At 40.7% G+C, this 22,017-nt stretch carries 13 protein-coding genes; 11 read left to right on the forward strand and 2 right to left on the reverse strand.

Annotated elements, in window-relative coordinates; genetic code table 11:
* Positions 1-41 precede the first annotated feature (41 nt).
* The gene (locus ACFI34_RS12070; RefSeq protein WP_462673672.1) at positions 42-1,664 is read right to left on the reverse strand and encodes an alpha-glucosidase family protein; all 1,623 of its coding nucleotides are present in this window, start codon (positions 1,662-1,664) and stop codon (positions 42-44) included.
* Between the two features lie 660 nt (positions 1,665-2,324).
* Between ACFI34_RS12070 and ACFI34_RS12075 the strand changes: the two genes are divergently transcribed.
* The 6 genes from ACFI34_RS12075 (at position 2,325) to ACFI34_RS12100 (ending at position 14,462) form a co-directional block, all read left to right on the forward strand.
* Positions 2,325-5,111, forward strand: a complete 2,787-nt coding sequence (locus ACFI34_RS12075; protein WP_462673673.1) for a TonB-dependent receptor — start codon at positions 2,325-2,327, stop codon at positions 5,109-5,111.
* 144 nt (positions 5,112-5,255) lie between these two features.
* On the forward strand, positions 5,256-6,749 hold the full coding sequence (locus ACFI34_RS12080) for a tryptophan halogenase family protein (RefSeq protein WP_462673674.1): 1,494 nt from the start codon (positions 5,256-5,258) through the stop codon (positions 6,747-6,749).
* Positions 6,749-8,602 (forward strand): glycoside hydrolase family 13 protein, encoded by a 1,854-nt coding sequence (locus tag ACFI34_RS12085; RefSeq protein ID WP_462673675.1) that lies wholly within the window; start codon positions 6,749-6,751, stop codon positions 8,600-8,602. The genes ACFI34_RS12080 and ACFI34_RS12085 overlap by 1 nt, the downstream gene beginning before the upstream one ends.
* Before the next feature lie 87 nt (positions 8,603-8,689).
* On the forward strand, positions 8,690-10,549 hold the full coding sequence (locus ACFI34_RS12090) for an alpha-amylase family glycosyl hydrolase (RefSeq protein ID WP_462673676.1): 1,860 nt from the start codon (positions 8,690-8,692) through the stop codon (positions 10,547-10,549).
* The gene (locus ACFI34_RS12095) at positions 10,542-12,041 is read left to right on the forward strand and encodes an MFS transporter (RefSeq protein ID WP_462673677.1); all 1,500 of its coding nucleotides are present in this window, start codon (positions 10,542-10,544) and stop codon (positions 12,039-12,041) included. Before ACFI34_RS12090 ends, ACFI34_RS12095 begins: the two co-directional genes overlap by 8 nt.
* Before the next feature lie 9 nt (positions 12,042-12,050).
* Complete coding sequence (locus tag ACFI34_RS12100; protein ID WP_462673678.1) at positions 12,051-14,462, forward strand: glycoside hydrolase family 15 protein; 2,412 nt, start codon at positions 12,051-12,053, stop codon at positions 14,460-14,462.
* Between the two features lie 296 nt (positions 14,463-14,758).
* Here the strand turns inward: ACFI34_RS12100 and ACFI34_RS12105 are convergent, their stop codons facing one another.
* A complete protein-coding gene (locus tag ACFI34_RS12105; protein ID WP_462673679.1) occupies positions 14,759-15,775 on the reverse strand; it encodes a LacI family DNA-binding transcriptional regulator in 1,017 nt (338 codons plus the stop codon).
* A 292-nt stretch (positions 15,776-16,067) separates the two neighbouring features.
* Here ACFI34_RS12105 and glk point away from each other — a divergent pair, with 292 nt between their 5' ends.
* From glk to gap, 5 genes are all read left to right on the forward strand, one after another.
* The gene (gene glk / locus ACFI34_RS12110; RefSeq protein ID WP_462673680.1) at positions 16,068-17,060 is read left to right on the forward strand and encodes a glucokinase; all 993 of its coding nucleotides are present in this window, start codon (positions 16,068-16,070) and stop codon (positions 17,058-17,060) included.
* Between the two features lie 33 nt (positions 17,061-17,093).
* Positions 17,094-18,110, forward strand: a complete 1,017-nt coding sequence (locus tag ACFI34_RS12115; protein ID WP_462673681.1) for a LacI family DNA-binding transcriptional regulator — start codon at positions 17,094-17,096, stop codon at positions 18,108-18,110.
* Between the two features lie 327 nt (positions 18,111-18,437).
* Positions 18,438-20,288, forward strand: coding sequence for a phosphogluconate dehydratase (gene edd, locus ACFI34_RS12120; protein ID WP_462673682.1), 1,851 nt, complete (start codon positions 18,438-18,440; stop codon positions 20,286-20,288).
* A 33-nt stretch (positions 20,289-20,321) separates the two neighbouring features.
* The gene (gene eda / locus ACFI34_RS12125; protein WP_462673683.1) at positions 20,322-20,942 is read left to right on the forward strand and encodes a bifunctional 4-hydroxy-2-oxoglutarate aldolase/2-dehydro-3-deoxy-phosphogluconate aldolase; all 621 of its coding nucleotides are present in this window, start codon (positions 20,322-20,324) and stop codon (positions 20,940-20,942) included.
* 9 nt (positions 20,943-20,951) lie between these two features.
* Entirely contained in the window at positions 20,952-21,956 is a 1,005-nt protein-coding gene (gene gap / locus ACFI34_RS12130) for a type I glyceraldehyde-3-phosphate dehydrogenase (protein WP_462673684.1), read from the forward strand.
* Positions 21,957-22,017 lie beyond the last annotated feature (61 nt).

Genomic DNA, 22,017 nt, shown 5'->3' on the forward strand with positions numbered 1-22,017 from the left:
TTACATGGGCTTTTTTGTAACTAATTAGCGGTTAGTATCAATTAGCACGTTGCGTAATAGCATGCAAACGGCGCTAATAGTAATTGATCGTTCGTTATATACCCTTTGTGGTGGCTAAGCTCACTAAACTCTGTTAATACCTCAGTTGGCATCGATAGCGATGCTTCAGTGCCACTTAAATTAAAAACACACAACATTTTTTCATTTTCGAATGTTCTGTAAAAAGCAAGTACAGGCTCATGTGTGTTAATAAATTCAATATCGCCTTCAAGTAGCACGGTTTTTGTTTTTCGCCACGCCATAAATTCACGATAAGCATTTAAGATAGAATCATGATCATGTGTTTGCTGTTTTACTGATTGCTGCTTATGCTGCTCGTCTACAGGCAGCCATGGCTTAGTGTCACTAAAGCCTGCATGGTGTAAATCGGCATTATCCCATGGCATCGGCGTTCTACAGCCATCACGTCCTTTAAAGTTTGGCCAAAAGGTTATTCCATACGGGTCTTGCAAATCTTCAAAGGCTACGTTGGCTTCCCCTAGGCCTAATTCTTCACCCTGGTACATACATACGCTACCGCGCAAGGATGCGAGTAGGGCGGTGAGCATTTTACATTGCTGTGAATTAACTTCGCCATTTTGACTCCAACGGCTTGCTACACGTTCAACGTCGTGATTGCTAAACGCCCAACAAGGCCAGCCTTCTGTCATTCCTTTTTCAAGAGTTTGCACAGTTGTTCTTATATACTCACTTGAATAATCGTTAGTTAAAAGTTCAAAGCTATAACCCATATGCAGCTTATCACCGCCTTGTGTGTACTCTGCCATAGTGGCTAAAGAGTCCTCTGACGAAATTTCACCTAGTGACACAGTGCCAGGGTATTTATTAAGTAACGCACGAATATCTTGCATAAACTCAATATTTTCAGGTTGGGTATTATTGTAGTAGTGGTATTGAAAAGCGTAGGGGTTGTCTTCACTGAAACCACGGCCTTGGCGTTTTTCTTTTGGTTTAGCAGGGTTATCACGAAGCTGCGCATCATGATAACAAAAGTTAATGGCATCGAGTCTAAAACCGTCAACGCCTTTTTTAAGCCAAAACTCAACGTTATCTAGCACGGCTTTTCTAACATCAGGGTTATGAAAATTTAAATCGGGTTGTTCAGTTAAAAAGTTATGAAGGTAGTATTGTCCTCTGCGTGGTTCCCATTGCCATGCACCGCCGCCAAAAATTGATAACCAGTTATTTGGTGCTGTGCCGTCTTCTTTAGAGTCAGCCCACACATACCAATCGGCTTTATCGTTATTTTGGTTTTCACGGCTGTCTAAAAACCATTGATGTTGATCTGACGTGTGGCTTAGCACCTGATCGATAATAATTTTAATATCGCGGTCGTGGGCTCGTTCAATAAGCTCGTCGAAGTCGTTTAAATTGCCAAATAAAGGATCAATATCACGGTAGTCACTAATATCGTAACCAAAATCTTTCATAGGAGATTTAAAAAATGGCGAAATCCAAATAGCATCAACACCTAAGCTCTTAATATAATCAATACGATTAATTATTCCTCTTAAATCACCAATACCGTCGTTGTTGCTATCTTGAAAGCTACGCGGGTAAACTTGATAAATAACCGCACCTTTATACCACTGCTTTTGGGTCATGCTTTTCTCCGTCATTCCAAACAGTTTTTTAAATTCTTATATGTGATTATGGTAAATCACGTTATTTGCAAAAAGCATACGTGAAGGCCGAGATACTGTAAAAAGACTGCATACGTATGCACAAAAATAAGCATGTTTGAGTGACTTCAAAAAGCCTCTATTTAGTTTCTAGAAAGCGATGCCATTAAATTGAATCTGTTTACCAATTGCATGTAATTAAAAAGTAATGCGGCATAGCACCTCGCAAGTGCATATTTTTACTGGATTGCACTATAATAGTGATTGTATGTAATGGTCTTACCAATTTCACATTCCTATTTATTGATTATATTTGCCTTATTCTGCATGGTTCAAATTTATTTATTAGTAATTACAGGCTGTTAAAGCACGTTAAAATCATTAGGCTATTTTGCATAATTGTAATATTCGGATGGAATTGTTTGCACCAATAAATACCATTTAAAACAGTGTGTTACTAAGTTTTATGTGAAGTTTATGTTAATTTATGTTGGTTTTATAAGGCTTGAATACGTATGCATAAACTTGTTAATAAAATAAACCAAGCGTTAATATCCATTCTGACAACAAAATAAGCTCGCCTCGGTTTACTATCACTAAACAATTGAGCGGGTATCACAATATGGGTAACGGGAAAACATCATGTCTATGTTCAAACCAAGTATATTAACTCTGGCGTTGGCTGCTGCTGGCATCACTAGCTTTGCAACAACTGCAGCTGAAGAAAAACAATTAAAAAATGACGACGTAGAAGTCATCGAAGTTAAAGGTTTTCGTGGCAGTATTGTAGAATCAATCAACACTAAACGTTTTTCACCAGAAGTCGTTGAGTCTATCTCTGCAGAAGATATTGGTAAGCTGCCTGATTCGTCGATTGCTGAGTCTATCGCTCGTTTACCTGGCTTAACAGCACAGCGCCTAGACGGTCGTGCAAGCCGAGTGAGTGTACGTGGCTTTAGTGAAAATGAAAGTGCCACTACGTTTAATGGCCGTGAGCAAGTATCGATTGGTGACAACCGTGGCGTTGAGTTCGACCTTTACCCATCTGAAATAATGAGCGGCGTAACGGTTTACAAAACACCCAGTGCGAGTATCGAAGCTGAAGGCATCGCCGGTGTTATCGACATGCAAACCGTTAAACCTTTAAGTAAAGGTGAACGTGTAATCATGTTTAATGGTCAACTTGAGCAAACTGGTTTTGGTAAGCTTAATCCAGACGGTGATGATCAAGGTTACCGCGGTACGGTCTCATACATTGACCAATTCGCAGATGACACGATTGGTGTAGCATTTGCTTACAACACAATGAGTTCACCAAACCAAGAAAAGCGCTGGAACTCATGGGGTTACCCAGAGTTTACTGCTGAAGATGGTCAGTCATATTCTATTTTAGGTGGTGCTAAACCGTTTGTACGTTCTTCAACGCTTGAGCGTGACTCAGCTATGCTTGTATTAGAAGCGGCTCCTACTGATAAATTAAACATGACGTTTGATGCGCTTTACATCGATTTCGCAGATGAGCAAATTTTACGCGGTATCGAAATTCCATTTGCATGGGGTCAAGGTTCAATTAGCCCTGACTCAACAACGGTTGATGCCGAGACTGGTTTTATCACAAGTGCTGTGACTGAAGGCCAACGTGTTGTTGTACGTAACGATCATCAAGAACGAAAAGCAGAATTGACGCAGTTTGGTTTTAATGCAAAGTACGACATTAATGACAGTTGGAGCACAGAGTTTGATATTAGTCGCTCTGAGGTTGAACGTCAGCTATGGAGCATTGAAAGTTATTCAGGCACAGGCCGAGGTGATGCTAATGGTGTTGCTGATAACATAGGTTATATGCTTGATGGTGGTAACACGGGTGCACAATTTTCTCATGAGCTAGATTACAGTGACTATAACCTAATTCAATTAGGTGGCCCGTTATCCTGGGGCGGAAGTAAAGCCCTAAATGACAAATATGGTTTAACTGACACTCCATTTCAAAATACAGCACAAGATGGTTTTATCAATGCGCCAGAAGTGAATGATGAACTAACTACGCTGAAACTAGCTGCAACTAAAATTCTTGATAACGAATACGTTAATGCTGTTAAATTTGGTATGTCTTATCGTGACCGTGAAAAATCAAAATTGTCTGAAGGTTATTTCTTAACACTTAAAGATTTTTCACTGTCAAACCCGGGTATGGTTTCTGTTCCAGAGCAGTACCGTTTAGGTTCAGCTAGTTTAGACTTCATTGGTATGGGCGATATGATTGCCTACGATACTCGTGCCTTAATAAACGATGGTTACTATGATTTACTTCAAGAAAGCCTAACTGACCAAAAACACAAAACGCAGTCGTGGACAGTACAAGAAAAAGTAACAGCGTTCTTTGTTCAAGCTGATATTAATGCAGAGATTGGATCAATTCCGGTAACAGGTAATGTAGGCGTTCGTTATGTTAAAACTGAACAGTCTTCACAAGGTTCAGCTGCTAACACAGTAGATGGTCTAGTAGTTGTTACACCAACAGACGTAAGTCACGATTACAGCCACGTTTTACCAAGCATTAACTTATCGTTTGCAATCGATGAAGAACAAACGTTACGTTTTGGTGCGGCAAAAACTATTTCACGCGCATTGTTAAACGATATGAATGCGTCAATTAATGCATCATACGGACAACAACCAGATGATAATGGTAACTTTTGGAGCATTTCGGGTGGAAACCCTAAACTAGAGCCAAAAGAAGCGACAGGTTTCGATATAAGTTACGAAAACTACTTTAATGCAGAAGGTTATTTTTCTGCTGCGGTTTTCTATAAAGATATCAATCAATGGATATTCGACGGTACATACGCAGTCGATATGTCTGGTGTAGCTAACCCTGCAACGGGTGAAATACCTGCAACTTCGTCGGGTACAGGTAATGGTAAAGTAAATGGCGGCGGCGGTGACCTATGGGGTTACGAGCTTTCACTTGCGTTACCATTCAATGTATTCCACTCTTCACTAGATGGCTTTGGTTTAATTGCAAGTCATACTGGTATTGAGCAAGACGTTGAAGATCAAAACGGTAATGAATATGAACTTGTTGGCTTATCTGACCAAATAGATAGCTTGACAGTTTACTACGAGCGTAATGGTTTCCAAGCGCGTACAAGCATGCGTAAGCGTAGTGACTTTAAAGGTAACGTAAACGGATTAGGTCTTGCTGCAACTCAAGTTGATATTAAAGGTGAAACAATTTGGGATGCGCAATTGGGCTTTGATTTTGGCGAAGCTGGTGTTGATAGCTTAGATGGCTTAAATGTAACCTTCCAAGTACAAAATATTACTGAAGAACCGTTTACTACTTTAAGTGGCGATAACGCGCTGCAAGTACGTGACTACCAAGATTATGGTCGTACGTTCTTACTGGGCTTTAGCTACAAGCTATAATAAACGTTGTGTGTAGAAGCCCTTGTAATTTATTTTACAAGGGCTTTTTTATAGCTACTTTATCTAAATTTTATCAAAATCTGATTTATACCAATCAAACCATTAAGTGCTATGTTGAGTTGGTATTAACACGTGGGCAATACTATGAAACCAATAAAAAACGTTGTTATTGCGGGCGGTGGGACCGCTGGTTGGATAGCCGCAGCGCTACTAAATAAAGTGTTAGGTAAAGTAATTAACATCACCCTTATAGAATCCAGCAGTATTGGTACTATTGGCGTTGGTGAAGCGACCATTCCGCCTATTATTCAGCTCAACAATGCGTTAGGTATTAATGAACAAGACTTTATAAATGCTACTAATGCCTCTATAAAGCTTGGCATTGAGTTCGAAAACTGGAAAACCACCTCTCATAGTTACATGCATGCGTTTGGCTCGTTTGGTAAAGACTTTCCGTTTTGTGACTTTTATAACTTTTGGATAAAAGGGCAAATAAGTGGTAGTGAGGATTCTTTATGGGATTTTTCACTTAATTACCAAGCTGCTAAAAAGCACAAGTTTGCACCACTAAGCGCTATTCCTAATACACAGCTACCAGGAATAAGTTACGCTTTTCATTTTGATGCCACCTTATATGCTGAGTACCTTAAAAAACTGGCATTATCACGCGGTGTAAAACACATAGATGCAAAAATTGACCATGTTACGCAATGCCCTAACACAGGCCAAATTAACAGTCTAACGCTTGATAATAATAGCCAAATTGAGGGGGATTTATTTATAGATTGTACGGGGCAACGTGCACTTTTAATTGAGCAAACGCTTAATACAGGCTTTGTTGATTGGTCGCATTATTTACCATGCGATAGTGCCGTAGCAGTGCAATCAACAGGAAGTGACGAATTAAGGCCTTATACGCGTTCTATTGCACATAACGCAGGCTGGCAGTGGCAAATACCATTGCAAAATAGAACAGGGAACGGGCTTGTTTACTGCAGTCGTTATTTATCTGACGACTCAGCTACCGCGCTTTTACTCAACAACTTACCGGGTGAACCTACAACAAATCCTCGTTTAATAAAATTTAAAACAGGACGACGCTTAAAGCAATGGCATAAAAATGTGGTAGCAGTGGGGCTTTCAAGTGGGTTTTTAGAGCCGCTTGAGTCTACCAGTATTCATTTAATTCAAAGTGCGGTTATACGTTTAATTAAGTTATTTCCTCATAATGGCATTAGTGATGCGCTTGTTACTGAATTTAATAAGCAAAGTGTTACTGAAATAGAGCATATTCGAGACTTCATTATTTTACACTACAAGTTAACCGAACGAAAAGACACCCCATTTTGGCGCCAATGTAAGCAAATGGATATTCCTCAATCGTTAGCTCATAAAATGGATTTATTTAGGCAAACAGGCAAGGTGGTTCGAGAAAACGACGAACTATTTGCAGAAGTGGCTTGGCAGCAAGTATGCATTGGGCAAGGGCTTATTCCAAACGATTACAATAGTATTGTTGACTCACTCAGTAGGGAACAACTAAACGATTTATTCTCAACACTAAAAACGCTTATTACCTCAACGGTAGATCAATTACCCACTCATAAAGATTTTTTAGCAAAAATTAAAAAGGCCTGATGATGCAACTTTTAAAAAAGCTTTTACTTGTAAGTGCCTGTACTTTACCAACCATTAGCTACGCACTTGACGTTGAGCCAGCTAATTGGTGGGTTGGCATGAACAAAAACACGATTACCATTATGGTTCATGAGCAAAACATTGCAAACGAGCAAATTAAATTAGCTAAATACAACGGCGTTAAGTTAAATAAAGTAACCCGTACCGATAATCCAAATTATGTATTTTTAAATATTACCATTACCGATGAAGCTCAACCGGGAACGCTTAAATTTAATAGCAGCGAAACAAACAATAACTTTGAGTTCCCACTTCTTGAACGAGATAAAAACAGCGCTCAGCGTAAAGGGTTTACATCAGCTGATACGCTTTATTTAATTAACCCCGATCGATTTGCTAATGGTGATAAAGAAAACGATACCGTCCCAAGCATGTTAGAAGCAGCAAGCCCGAGTATAAAAGGTGGGCGCCACGGTGGTGATATTCAAGGCGTTATAAACGCGCTTCCCTATTTAAACGACTTAGGCGTAACACAGCTTTGGCTAACGCCTGTGCTTGAAAACAACATGCCTAATTATTCTTATCATGGTTATGCAATTACTGACTTTTATAAGGTTGACCCACGAATGGGCTCAAACCAGTTATACAAAACGTTATCTGTAAAAGCAAAAGAGCAAGGCATAGGTCTTGTAATGGATATGGTTCTTAACCATTTTGGCTCTGAGCATACCTGGGTTAAAGATAAACCAACCAAAGATTGGATTAACTTTAATGGTGAATTTAACAATGGCAAAAATGCCACCAGCCATGCACGCCAAACTATACAAGACCCACATGCCAGTGCATACGATAAACGCCAGTTTAACGATGGCTGGTTTGTAGAAACCATGCCTGATTTAAATCAGCGCCAACCACTGTTAAGTGAATACTTAATTCAAAATGCGATTTGGTGGATAGAATACGCCAATTTAAGCGGTATTCGCGTTGATACCTACTCTTACTCAGATAAAGCATTTTTGAGTGATTGGACAAAAGCCATAATGCAAGAGTACCCAGACTTTAATATTGTAGGAGAAGAGTGGACGTCTAACCCTGCAATTGCCTCTTATTGGCAACGTGGTAAGCATAACCAAGATGGCTATACATCAAGCTTACCCAGCGTGATGGACTTTTCGCTGCAAGAGTCGGTTATCCAAGCGCTAAATGAAGATGAAAGCTGGAACAAGGGTTGGGTTAAAGTATATGAATCGTTAGCTAATGACTTTTTATACCCTGATACCAATAACATTATGGTATTTGCCGATAACCACGATATGAGCCGTGTATACACCGAGCTTGGACAAGATGTTGCCAAAACAAAAATGGCCATGACGCTATTTTTAACCACACGTGGCATACCGCAAATGTATTACGGTACGGAAGTACTATTAGATAACACCCCAAGTAAAGACCATGGCGATATTAGAATTGATTTTCCTGGAGGATTTGAAGGGCAAACGAGTAATGCATTTACAGGAGAAGGGCTTACCGAGCAACAAAAAGACATGCACAAAACAATTAGCACCTTGCTTAACTTTAGAAAAAACAGCACTGCGTTAAATAAAGGCAAGTTAGTACACTTTACGCCTCAACAAGGTCTGTATAGTTATGCGCGTATTAGCGAAGAGCAAACTGTGTTGGTATTTATGAATAAAAACACAAAAGAGCTCGTTAAGAATATTAAGTATATGCAGGAAGTAATACCAAAAAATGCCAAAGCGCTTAATTTATTCTCCAAAAAAACACAGTTACTAGGTGATACAGTGGCTTTTCCAGCAATGAGTGCCACCGTTTTAGTAATAAAAACACCATAATAGTTTGCCTGAATACGTATGCAGCAACTGTATGGTTGCTGCACTAATCATTAGTATTAAGTGATACGCACTGACAAAAGACACACAATGAAAAAATCAGTTTATGCACCTGCAATTTTATGTAGCGCACTATTAATTAGTAGCTGCTCAGAAAGTAATAAAGATGAGCAACCCCAAGTAACACAGAGCAAAGCTAATGAGTTAGCTAAGCCTGTTGTATATCAAGTTTTCACTCGTTTATTTGGTAATACGCAAACCGCTAATGTGCCATGGGGCAGCAAAGAGCAAAACGGCGTGGGCAAATTTGCCGACTTTAACAACGCTGCGCTTAAGGGTATTAAAGAACTAGGTACCACGCACGTTTGGTATACGGGAGTGTTGCATCACGCATTAGTGGGTGATTATACGCAGTTCGGTATTTCTAAAGACGATCCTGATGTTGTAAAAGGGCGTGCTGGCTCGCCTTATGCAATTAAAGACTATTACGACGTAACCCCCGATTTAGCGATTAACGTTACTAACCGAATGGGCGAATTTAGTGAGCTTATTGAACGCACACATAATCATGGAATGAAGGTTATTATTGATATAGTGCCTAACCATGTGGCGCGTAACTACGAGTCGCTGGGTAAGCCAAAAGGTGTTAAAGACTTTGGTGAGGAAGATGACACCAGCAAAGAGTACGATAAAAATAATAATTTTTACTATGTACCAGGAAAGTCTTTTCAAGTACCTACAGATGTTAATTACCAAGTCCTAGGTGGCAATGCTCATCCACTTGCGGACGGCTTTTTTGACGAAAACCCCGCAAAATGGACAGGTAATGGTGCACGAGCGCCAAAACCTGACATAAACGATTGGTACGAAACCGTAAAAGTGAATTACGGTGTTAAACCAGACGGCAGTTACGACTTTCCAACACTACCAAAAAACATAGAAACGAAAGATTACCGTGTTCATTATGCGTTTTGGCAAGATAAAGAGCTTCCTAATAGCTGGTATAAATTTAGAGATATTGCATTGTTTTGGCTCGACAAAGGGGTTGATGGCTTTAGGTATGATATGGCTGAGATGGTACCGGTCGAATTTTGGAGTTTTTTGAATTCATCAATAAAAATGCAAAAGCCAGATGCCTTTTTACTGGCGGAAGTTTACAACCCAAAAATGTATCGCGCCTATATTCACCAAGGGAAAATGGATTTTCTTTACGACAAAGTGGGCTTTTACGATACGTTAAAGGCCATTATGCAAAGCAAGCAGCCAGCAAACACTATTTTTGATGCGCATAAAACCGTTGCAGACATTGAGCAACACATGTTGCACTTTTTAGAAAATCACGACGAGCAACGTATCGCTAGCCCAGACTTTGCAGGAAGTGCAGTTTGGGGTAAACCAGCCATGGTGGTATCTAACTTAATTAGTCGTGCACCAAGCTTATTATACTTTGGCCAAGATGTTGGTGAAGATGCTTCTGAAAATGCTGGATTTGGTTCGCCTACTCGCACCAGTATTTTTGATTACATAGGCGTTCCCGCTCATCAAGCATGGACGAATCACGGTCACTTTGATGGTGCAAAACTCAATAACGAACAAGCTGAATTGCGTGAATACTACAAAGCAATTATGGCCTTAAATACTTTACCTGCTGTTGTGGGCGGCGATATGCAAGAGCTTAGTGTTACAGGCAGCGATCGTATTGCTGGGTTTAGCCGAACGCTCGGGCAGCAAACAATTTTGGTACTAAGTAACTTTAGTGAGCAAGCACAGAGTATCTCCGTTGATTTATCTCTTGAGCAAGTAATAAAACTGGGTGAAAGCTCACTACTTGTTGATTTACTTGAGCAACAGCAAGTGGCACTTAAAACACACTCGCAAGGCGCCACATTTAACCTGACACTTGAAGCATTTAGCAGCGCAGTATTAACAAATAAGGCTAATAATGAATAATCAAAATAATAACAGTGACAAGCCAAGTTTAAGTTTTTGGCAAATATGGAACATGTGCTTTGGTTTTTTAGGCATACAGTTTGGTTTTGCTCTGCAAAACGGCAATGTAAGCCGAATATTTCAAACATTAGGCGCACAAGTTGATGATATTCCTATTTTATGGGTTGCAGCTCCGCTTACAGGCTTAATTGTTCAGCCTATTATAGGTTACTGGAGCGATAAAACGTGGGGGCGCTTTGGCCGTCGTCGTCCGTTTTTCTTTGTGGGCGCTGTGTTAACAACACTTTCGTTGTTTATTATGCCGCATTCGCCAACACTTTGGATTGCAGCTGGTATGTTATGGATCATGGATGCTTCGATTAATGTGACCATGGAACCGTTTAGAGCGCTGGTTGGTGATAACCTGCCAGAAAAACAACGTGCAACCGGATATGGTTTACAAAGCTTTTTTATTGGTATTGGGGCGGTGTTAGCCTCAGCGTTACCATGGATGATGACCAACTGGTTTGATGTTAGTAATACTGCAGCGGCTGGGCAAATTCCCGAGTCGGTTAAATATTCATTTTACTGGGGTGGGGTAGTTTTATTAGTTGCTGTCTTATGGACTGTGGCACGCACCAAGGAATATAGTCCAGAACAACTTGCTGAATTTGAAAAGCAAACAGCAAAGCCCACCACTGCAATTATTGCCGATATTAATTTTAACAAAGGCGCCATTATTTTTGTGGTGTTAGGTTTAGCAACCCTTGCATTAGTTATGGGCCTATCGCTTGAAAAAGAGCTGTACCTATTAGCTGGTGGGTTATTGGCATTTGGTATTGTTCAGTGGATTGCAGCCGCGCTTAAAAGCGCCAACAAAACACAAGGTGGCTTTTACCAAGTAGTACAAGATGTTTTTACGATGCCAGAGGCTATGAAGCAGCTTGCATGGGTACAGTTTTTTAGTTGGTTTACTTTATTTGCTATGTGGATTTATACCACTTCAGCGGTGACTAGCTTTCACTACGGTAGTAGCGATGCAACTTCTAAAGCATTCAACGATGGTGCGGATTGGGTGGGTATTTTATTTGCAGCTTACAATGGTTTTGCTGCTATTGCCGCTATGTGTATTCCGTTTTTAGTTAAAAAAATGGGTTTAAAACGGGCGCATTGCTTTAATTTATTGCTTGGCGCATTAGGCCTTGGCAGCTTTATGTTTATACAAGATCCTAAAATGTTACTTATTCCTATGATAGGCGTAGGTTTTGCGTGGGCCTCTATTCTATCGCTACCATACGCGATGTTAAGTAACGCCTTACCAAGTAACAAAATGGGCGTTTACATGGGCATTTTTAACTTCTTTATTGTTATCCCACAATTGCTAGCAGCCAGTATTTTAGGGCTTATTTTACGCCATGTATTTTCTAACCAGCCTATTTACGCCTTATTAATTGGTGCAGCCTCATTTGTGGTTGCCGCTGTAGCCGTAATGCGCGTTAAAAATTCTAATTAAGGACACACAATGAAAAAATACAACCTTATAACCGCCTCACTTTTAGCCTTAGGTTTAACAGCTTGTGGCGCACAAAACACAAGCACAACTAATGAAAGTACTTCAGCACAAGTTACATCGGCACCAGGCGCCCCAGGGGTAGAGCCATTTTGGGCGTATGCAGGCAAAACAGGTATCGGCACATCGTTTGAAGAATATAAAAAAGGCCAGTACAGCGATACAGCCGCAACAGGCAATGTGTCTAAAGTATGGTTTTCTATTGCTAAAGGAATGATCACCGAAACTATGTTTGGGCTTATTCACCAAGCACAAATAAAAGACATGCAATTTATTGTTACCGGTAAAGACTTTACGGTAACCGAGGCTGATGACTTAGACGTAACCATTGATTACTTATACAAAGATGAGCAAGGCAGGCCACTTTCACTCGCTTATAAAGTAACAAGTACCGATAAGCAAGGTCGATTTAGTTTAGAAAAACACATATTTACCGACCCAGATACACAAACATTATTTGTACGAAGTGTATTTAATACTCAATTAGAGGGTTTAAAAGCCTACGTTAACGTTAACCCGTACATAAATAATAACGGGTTAGGTGACTTTGCTAAAACAACAGAACAAGGGCTTGTAGCATGGGAAGGCGATAACTATTTAACATTACAATCAAGTTCACCTTTTAAAGCACAAACCGTTGGCTTTACAGGTGAAAGTGATGGCATAAGCTCACTTAAAACAGCGCAAGTAATTAATAATCAGTATTCGAATACCGGTGATGCTTCAGGTAATGTAAACATGCTTGCAGAACTCGGTGATATCAGTAACAACACCACATTTGATTTAGCGTTAAGCTTTGGCAAAACGCAGCAGCAAAGTATTCAGCAAGGCGAACAAAGTTTGGCTAAGGGTTACCAAGCCGTACTCGATCACTACAACGGTAAAGGCGACGCGCTAGGTTGGCAAGATTACTTACAAAGCCTTGAGCCACTAACAAGCATGGTTGATCAAACTGCAGATAACGGCAAACTTTTGTACACCAGTGCCATGGTTTTAAAAGCACAAGAAGATAAAACACACGCGGGTGCACTTATTGCATCACTGTCAAACCCATGGGGTGAAACTGTATCTGCAAAAGAAGGTTCTACCGGTTATAAAGCGGTATGGGTGCGCGACTTTTACCAAGTTGCAATGGCATTTATGGCGCTCGGCGATACAGCCACTGCTAAAACAGCATTCGAGTACCTTGAAAAAGTACAAGTTAACAGCAATACGCCCGGCAATAATGGCGATACTGGCTGGTTTTTACAAAAAACACATGTAGATGGTGAGCTTGAATGGGTCGGTGTACAGTTAGATCAAACCGCGATGCCTATTATGCTTGCTTGGAAATTGCATAAAGCCAATGTACTTAGCGACGATGAACTTAAAAGTTGGTACGGTAAAATGCTAAAACCGGCTGCCGATTTTTTAGTTGATGGTGGCCTTGCTAAAATTTTATGGAACGACACGCAAATTACTCCACCGGCAACGCAGCAGGAGCGCTGGGAAGAGCAAGAAGGTTACTCGCCTTCTACGACGGCTGCAATTGTTGCGGGCTTGATAACAGCCAGCGATATAGCAACACTTAGCGGTGACGATAAAAACGCTAAGCGTTATTTAGAAACGGCTAAGAAGTATAACAGCGAAATAGAATCGCAAATGTTTACTACAAAGGGTAATTTAAAAAGCGAAAATACCGACGGTGAGTACTTTATTCGTATAGGTCAAGACACAGATGCTAATTCAGACACCAAAATTAATGCTAATAATGGCCGGGAAGGGTTTAACAAAAAGCAAATTTTAGATGGTGGGTTTTTAGAACTTGTACGCTACGGTGTGCGTGGTGCTAACGACGAAAGCATTGTTAAAACATTGCCTGAATATGACGATGAAACGCTTGAAGATAACCTACAGGTAAAATATACCTTTAGTTTTGAAGATGGCAGCGGCACATTTGCAGGCTACCGCCGTTACGGTAACGACGGTTACGGCGAAGATGAAGTAACAGGCACAAATTACGCAGAGGGCGGCACTAACACTCCTGGGCAACGCGGTCGTGTGTGGCCATTTTTTACCGGCGAGCGTGGCCATTACGAAATTGCTGCAGCAAAAGCTAGCAAAACACTTAATGATGCTAAGCAGGCTGATATTAGAAATAGTTACGTAAAAGGTCTAGAGCAGTTTGCGAATGAAGGCATGATGCTGCCTGAGCAAGTCTGGGATGGTGTAGGTTTTAACAAAGCGGGTTATGAACTAGGAGAAGGTACTAACTCAGCAACACCACTGGCATGGACTCATGCTGAGTACGTTAAGCTAGTTCGCTCATTAAGCGATAAACAAGTATGGGATTATTACCCAGTGGTAGAAAAAGCACTAAAGTAAATTTATCTACTAATTAAAGAAAAGCCACGTTTATAGCGTGGTTTTTTTATATTTAAGGTAAAAATATATTTGAAACAGGGCGCTGTGTATTGAATAACTTGAACTTTGGTTCGGGGATTTAGTAACCAGCTAAATTTTAATTAAATTTAATTCTACTTTTTTCTAGCTACAAACTTTAAGTAAAACAAGGCGATTTTACGCGAAAACAGCTAATCTATTGCATGGGAATTCAACGCAGTTAGCACCAAATATAGCTGTTTGAAATACATATATCATCCAGAGTTCGGGTTAAATATTTAACTCGATCCGCGAGCAATTAACACAGGGGGTAATAGGGTGCTTTGCACATCTTCTTCTCTGATTAGTTTGAGTAAATTTTCAACGAGCATTTGACCTGCAATAGTAGTATTTTGCTCTATGGTTGTCAGTGGTGGGTTAACAAAGCTGGCTATGGCTATGTTATCAAACCCGACTACAGCGACATCTTTAGGAACATTAATATTTGCTTCTTTGAGTGCGCGAATAGCGCCAATTGCGATTAAGTCGCTTGCTGCAAATAACGCATTAAATTTAATATTATTGGCAATGAGTGAGCGAGTTGCATGATAGCCTGATTCTTCCGTTGAAATAGCGTTAGCCATTTTACGTTCATTTATAGCAATGTTGTTAGCTTCTAGTTCGTCTTTAAACCCCTGAAAACGAGCAAAAAATTCTGGGCTGTGGTCTGAGGCATCGCCGATAAAAGCACAGTCTTGCCTGTTGTGGGCTATAAAATGAGCCGCGGCCTGTTTCCCACCGCCGTAATTGTCGCAGCACACTGTTAGATCAGGCCTGTTGTCTACCGTTGCACCCCAACATACAAATTTGGTGTTTTGCTCAAGCAGTGTTTTAAATTTAGGCTGAAAGTCTATGTAATCACCGTAACCGAGTAAAATAATGCCATCGGCTCTGTGGCTATCTTCGTAATCGGCTTGCCAATCTGCACTGGCTGATTGAAACGACACTAATAAATCATAGCCTTCTTTTGCACACGCGCGTGTAATGCTTCCAAGCATAGATAGAAAGAATGGGTTTATTTGTGATTCGTCTGAGGTAGGGTCTTCAAATAATAATAGGGCTAGAGTGCTGCTTTGCTGAGTGCGTAGGTTACTGGCATTTTTGTCGACCTTGTAATTGAGCTTTTTTGCTATGTCGTGGACACGTTTGCGCGTTTCTTCGTTGACAAGCGGACTATTTCGTAAAGCACGAGATACAGTTGATTGAGATACCCCTGCATAGTGGGCAATATCAAATGATGTAGCTTTACCTTTCATTATCACAACTTAGTTAATGTAATACACAATAGTGCCATTTTCGTTTATTAATTAAATATTTCAAGCTTTTTGTGTTTAATGTAAATTATTTATTGATTTGACTGTGACACCGGTGTCATAATATTTGTGTTTTATCATTTTGTTGTCAAAACGAATTGGCTGTTTGTAATTGCTACAGGCAGTATTTTTTCTCTGATAGCCGCTTTAGGGTGATAGCCTAAAGCAAGTACACCAATGGTTTACTATTGTAGAACAAAAAAGCACTGATTGCTTAAACAAAAGAGATAACACCATGAGCCTAAACTCTTCTACCCAATTTGATCCTATTTTAGTTGCCGATGTTGGTGGTACTAACGCGCGCTTTGCTTTAATTACATCGTTTGATGATACAACAAATCAATTTACTATTGAGCACAATAATACATTCCCTAGTGCTAACTTTGGCTCACTTGAAAAAGCACTAGAGCATTACCTAACAACCGTACCACACATTACACCAAAACGTGCATGTTTAGCGGTAGCAGGCCCAATAAAGGCAGGTCAGGTTCACTTAACAAATTTAGGCTGGCACTTTAGTGTTAACGATTTTAAAGCCCATTTTGAATTGAATGAGCTCGATGTTATTAATGATTTTGCTGCTTTTGCTTACGCTGCACCTTACTTAAGCCCATCTCAAAATGTTGTTATAAAAGCAGGTCAAGCTGATGACAATGCAAACATTGGCGTTATGGGGCCTGGAACGGGATTTGGTGCGGCTTGCTTAGTTAGAACATCTCATTCTACTTCTGTTTTAAGCTCCGAAGGTGGGCATATATCACTTGCAGCGGTGACAGAACTCGACGCTTTATTAATTCAAGAACTAAAAAAAGAGCATCAACACGTTTCCGTGGAAACCGTTTTTTCTGGCCCAGGCATTACCCATTTGTATAAAGCAATGGCTGCCGTTAAAGGGCAATCGCCTAAAAACCTTGATGCTGCTCAAATTAGCAGTTTAGCAAATAGTGGCGAGTGTGATGTGTGCGATGCAACATTAAATCAATTTTGTGATTGGATTGGCAGCGTAGCAGGCGATTTATCACTAGCTTATGGCGCATTGGGTGGCCTATTTATAGGCGGCGGAATATTACCGCGTATGCAAGCTCGTTTACTTGAAAGCCGTTTTGTTGAACGCTTTTCGCAAAAAGGGATTATGTCGCAATACACAGGTCAAATACCTGTTACATTAGTAACACAAGACAACATACCTTTAATTGGTGCAGCGGCGTGTTTGCACAACGCCAATTAGTTATTTTGTTGATTGCATGTGGACAATAGAGTGATGAAAAAAGTAACAATCAACAGCGTAGCAAGTCATGCTGGTGTGTCTAAAAAAACAGTATCGCGGGTTCTAAATAATGAGCCTAACGTAAGTGCAGCCACTCGCGAAAAAGTACTCGCTGTGTTTAAAGAACTAGATTACACGCCGAATCCTATAGCGCGTGGGTTAGCACAAAATCGAAGTTTTATTATTGGTTGTTTATACGACAACCCAAGTAAAAGCTACATAACCCGTGTTCAAACGGGGGCTCTAGCCGCTTGCCAAGAAAACAATTACAACTTGCTAATTCACCCATGTGAATGCAGAGGTGAGGCTTTAATTAGCAACGTTGAGCAGTTATTTCAAACATCCCGTTTAGATGGTATTGTACTTACGCCACCTTTTGGTGATTTTCCTGAGCTGGTTGAGTTTTTAACAGCTAAAAAAATCCCGTTTGCGAGAGTAGCGTCCGCAATTTTACAAGATGAATCTATTTCTGTTCGTAGTAACGACGAGCAGGGTGCATTTGAAATTACAGAACATTTAATCAGCCTTGGTCACAAGTCAATTGCATTTATTAAAGGTCACCCCGATCACAGTGCAACACAGCAGCGCTTTAAAGGCTACAGGCGTGCATTAGCCGATCATAATATTGATTTTGACGAGCGATTAGTTGAAGAGGGTAACTTTAGTTACCACTCAGGTGTAGACAGCGCGCGCAGCATTTTAGATTTGTCACCTCGTCCCACCGCCGTATTTGCATCAAACGATTACATGGCCGCGGCTGTACTTAAACTCGCAACACAAAGGCAATTGCGTGTACCTGACGACATTTCTATAGCCGGTTTTGATAATGCACCTATTGCACGTCATATTTGGCCAGGGTTAACAACCATAGCGCAACCAGTAGAAGAAATGACAAAGCTTGCGGTTACCCAATTAATTAACCACATTACCGAGCCACAAGAGCAACCCTTTCAAATCACGCTTGAATCACGTTTAATAACGCGTGAATCAACAGCTCGCGTAAACCCATAAAATACTTTTTCACAGTAGCCTGAATATGAGTGACGCTTATTCAGGCTTTTTTTGCCCGCAGCTTGATAAAAGTGTGGATGTACACAAGAATTTAAGTATTCATTAATTGGTCATGATAAAAAGTTAAATTAATTTTAGCGGTCAGGCTTGACACCGGTGTCATGGCTGTGAGTTAATACGGTGACACCGGTGTCAGGTTTGTTGTGAGAGGCTCCCTGATATCGTACCTTTGAACGGGTCAATCAAAGATGCTCAGTACAGTTATTTACGTGGAGTCTGTAATTGCTACTGAGCCTTTATCCTCTAACTAATAGAGATGAGTTAATTATGTTACATCCTCGAATTCAAGAAGTTACCCAACGCGTTATTGAACGCAGTAAAAAAACCCGTCAAGATTATTTAGATCGTATTTCGCATGCAAAAAAACAAACAAGAGTTCGTGCGGGATTAGGTTGTGGCAACATTGCCCACGTAATGGCTGCCTGCAGCAGCGACGATAAAGCGCGCTTAAAAGCAGATGAAGTGCCAAACCTAGCCATTATCAATTCATACAACGACATGTTATCTGCCCATGTACCTTACAAAGATTACCCAGACGTAATAAAAAGCATTGCAACTAAGTTTGACGCAACCGCTCAGGTAGCGGGTGGCGTTCCTGCAATGTGTGATGGCGTTACGCAAGGGCGTGATGGCATGGAACTATCACTGTTTTCTCGTGACGTTATTGCAATGTCTACCGCTGTTTCATTATCGCATGACGTATTTGACGGTGTTTTTTGTTTAGGCGTGTGTGACAAAATTGTCCCAGGTCTATTAATCGGCGCACTATCGTTTGGCCATTTACCTGTGTTCTTTTTACCAGCCGGTCCAATGCAATCTGGTATCCCAAATAAAGAAAAAGCACGTATTCGCCAAAAGTTTGCACAAGGCTTAGTTAGCCGTGAAGACCTACTAGAAGCTGAAAGCGCATCTTACCACAGTGCGGGTACCTGTACGTTTTACGGTACTGCTAACTCAAACCAAATGTTAATGGAAATAATGGGCTTGCACCTACCGGGTAGCTCGTTTATTAACCCGTACACAGAGCTTCGCGATGGACTAACAGGTAATGCTGTAGAAACCATGCTTAAGCAGCTTACAGATGATAAAGAAAGCCCGTGTTTAGCAGAGGTAATTAGCGAAAAAACCATTATTAATGGTTTAGTTGGCTTGCTATCTACAGGTGGCTCTACCAACCACGCTATTCATATTGTTGCAATCGCAAAGGCTGCAGGTATTCAAGTGACGTGGAAAGACATGTCTGATTTATCAGAAGTTGTACCACTACTTACGCGTATTTACCCTAACGGTTCAGCAGATGTAAACCATTTCCAAGCCGCAGGCGGTATGGGTTTCTTAATGCGCGAACTAGCAAGCGCAGGTTACCTGCATACTGATGTTAAAACAATGCTTGGTGATGGCCTAGCACCTTACATGACAGAGCCGCGTTTAGATAAAGACGAAAGCCTGATCATGAGCGATTCAAATGGCCCAAGCAAAGTTAAATGGGTTGATTGCCCTGCAAATTCACTTGATGAAGAAGTGCTTCGTCCTGTAAGTAACCCATTTAGTAAACAAGGTGGCCTACAACTGCTTACTGGTAATTTAGGTAAAGCGGTAATCAAAGTATCTGCTGTTGCACAAGAGCATCAAGTGGTTACGGCACCGGCTAAAGTATTTAGCTCGCAAGGGGCACTTCAAGATGCGTATAGCCGCGGTGAGTTAAACCAAGACTTTATAGCCGTACTTAAAGAGCAGGGCCCTAAAGCGAAAGGGATGCCAGAGCTTCATAAATTGACGCCAGTAATGGCAACCCTTCAAGACCAAGGTTTTAAAGTCGCTATTGTAACTGACGGCCGTATGTCGGGTGCATCAGGAAAGGTACCAGCTGCAATACATCTAGCACCAGAAGCTGTTGAAGGTGGCATAATTGCAAAAATTCAAGAGGGTGACTTAGTAACTTTAGATGCCCCTAACGGAATTTTAAAAGTACATGTTAGCGACGATGAGCTTGCAAAACGTGAGCTTGAAATTAGCCAGCCAAGCTTAACATTTGGTACTGGACGTGAATTATTTACAGGATTTAGAAATATAGTAAGCAGTGCCGATTTAGGCGCGAGTGCTTTTGGACTTGAATAATAATTAGCCAAACTGGGTAATGAGGAACAAGTAATGAGTATTGAAAAAATCTTAGCATCGGCACCTGTTGTGCCAGTGGTTGTAATCGAAAAATTAGAAGATGCTGCACCACTTGCTAGAGCGTTATACAACGGTGGCTTAAAAGCACTTGAAATTACACTGCGTACGCCAATTGCGGCAGAAGCTGTAAAGTTGATGAAAGCTGAAGTGCCAGAAGCTTTTGTTGGTACGGGAACTGTAGTTGATAAAGCAAGCTTTGAAGCCTCAGTGGCTGCAGGCGCTGATTTTATGGTTAGCCCAGGTGTTAGTACTGAGTTATTAGAACTTGCAAAAAAGTCAGATATCCCATTTTTACCGGGGGCTGCAACTGCAAGCGAAGTAATGCAGTTAGCAAGTCATGGTTTTAAGTTTTTAAAATTCTTCCCAGCTGAAGCTGCTGGCGGAACGGCAATGCTTAAGTCTATTGGCGGGCCATTACCACACATTACCTTTTGCCCAACAGGTGGCATTAGCCTAACAACTGCGCCTAACTACTTAGCACTTAATAATGTTATTTGTGTTGGTGGTACATGGATGCTAGACAAGCAACTAATTGAAAATAAAGACTGGCAAGCCATTGAAGCGCTTGCTCGCCAAGCAAGTGAACTTAAATAGGAGTCTAAAATGATTAATGTAGCAATTAACGGTTATGGTCGTATCGGTCGCAATGTATTACGTGCACTTTACGAGTCAGAGCAAAACAGTGAAATTAAAATTGTAGCAATCAACGATTTAGCACCCGCTAACGTAAATGCACATTTAACTCAGTTTGACTCAGTTCATGGTCAATTTTCTAAAAAAGTAACACTTGCTGATAACACCATGTTAATTGGTGATGACGTAATTACACTTACTCAAGAACGTGACCCTGCAAACTTACCGTGGAAAGCGCTAAGCGTAGATATCGTTTTAGAATGTACGGGTTTTTTCACTAAGCGTGAAGACGCGGCTAAGCACATTACAGCAGGCGCTAAAAAAGTTATTGTATCTGCGCCTGGTAAAGATTTAGATGCAACAGTAGTTCACGGCGTTAACAGCGATGTAATTAATGCTGATAGCAACATTATCTCTAACGCTTCTTGTACTACTAACTGTTTAGCACCTATTGCAAAAGCAATTAACGACACAGTAGGTATTGAGCAAGGTAGCATGACTACAATTCATGCTTACACAAATGATCAAAATTTATCTGACGTTTACCACCCAGATCTATACCGTGCGCGTAGTGCAACACAATCTATGATCCCAACTAAAACAGGTGCTGCTGCAGCTGTTGGCTTAGTACTTCCAGAGCTTGCGGGTAAATTAGACGGTATGTCGGTACGTGTACCTACTATCAATGTTTCTTTAGTTGATTTTACGTTTATTACTAAGCGCGAAACAACTGCTGAAGAAATTAACGAAGTAATGAAAGCCGCAGCAACAGGTTCAATGAAAGATATTTTAGAGTACAACGAGCTACCGCTTGTTTCTATTGATTTTAATCACAACCCTGCGTCATCAATTTTTGATGCAACGCAAACTAAAGCTGATGGCAAACTAGTTAAAGTAATGGCTTGGTACGATAACGAGTGGGGTTTCTCAAACCGCATGTTAGACCAAGTTAAAGCATTAGGTCAGTACTTATAATTGACCCTGTAAAAGTTTACCTTTATCCAACCAAGCCTGCATTATGCAGGCTTTTTTTTGC

The organism is Pseudoalteromonas sp. PSi26, assembly GCF_054960575.1.

Bases quoted from the DNA above. Each gene is read 5' to 3' on its own strand.
- ACFI34_RS12070 (WP_462673672.1), bottom strand. From the start codon at position 1,664: ATGACCCAAAAGCAGTGGTATAAAGGTGCGGTTATTTATCAAGTTTAC.
- ACFI34_RS12075 (WP_462673673.1), top strand. From the start codon at position 2,325: ATGTCTATGTTCAAACCAAGTATATTAACTCTGGCGTTGGCTGCTGCT.
- ACFI34_RS12080 (WP_462673674.1), top strand. From the start codon at position 5,256: ATGAAACCAATAAAAAACGTTGTTATTGCGGGCGGTGGGACCGCTGGT.
- ACFI34_RS12085 (WP_462673675.1), top strand. From the start codon at position 6,749: ATGATGCAACTTTTAAAAAAGCTTTTACTTGTAAGTGCCTGTACTTTA.
- ACFI34_RS12090 (WP_462673676.1), top strand. From the start codon at position 8,690: ATGAAAAAATCAGTTTATGCACCTGCAATTTTATGTAGCGCACTATTA.
- ACFI34_RS12095 (WP_462673677.1), top strand. From the start codon at position 10,542: ATGAATAATCAAAATAATAACAGTGACAAGCCAAGTTTAAGTTTTTGG.
- ACFI34_RS12100 (WP_462673678.1), top strand. From the start codon at position 12,051: ATGAAAAAATACAACCTTATAACCGCCTCACTTTTAGCCTTAGGTTTA.
- ACFI34_RS12105 (WP_462673679.1), bottom strand. From the start codon at position 15,775: ATGAAAGGTAAAGCTACATCATTTGATATTGCCCACTATGCAGGGGTA.
- glk (WP_462673680.1), top strand. From the start codon at position 16,068: ATGAGCCTAAACTCTTCTACCCAATTTGATCCTATTTTAGTTGCCGAT.
- ACFI34_RS12115 (WP_462673681.1), top strand. From the start codon at position 17,094: ATGAAAAAAGTAACAATCAACAGCGTAGCAAGTCATGCTGGTGTGTCT.
- edd (WP_462673682.1), top strand. From the start codon at position 18,438: ATGTTACATCCTCGAATTCAAGAAGTTACCCAACGCGTTATTGAACGC.
- eda (WP_462673683.1), top strand. From the start codon at position 20,322: ATGAGTATTGAAAAAATCTTAGCATCGGCACCTGTTGTGCCAGTGGTT.
- gap (WP_462673684.1), top strand. From the start codon at position 20,952: ATGATTAATGTAGCAATTAACGGTTATGGTCGTATCGGTCGCAATGTA.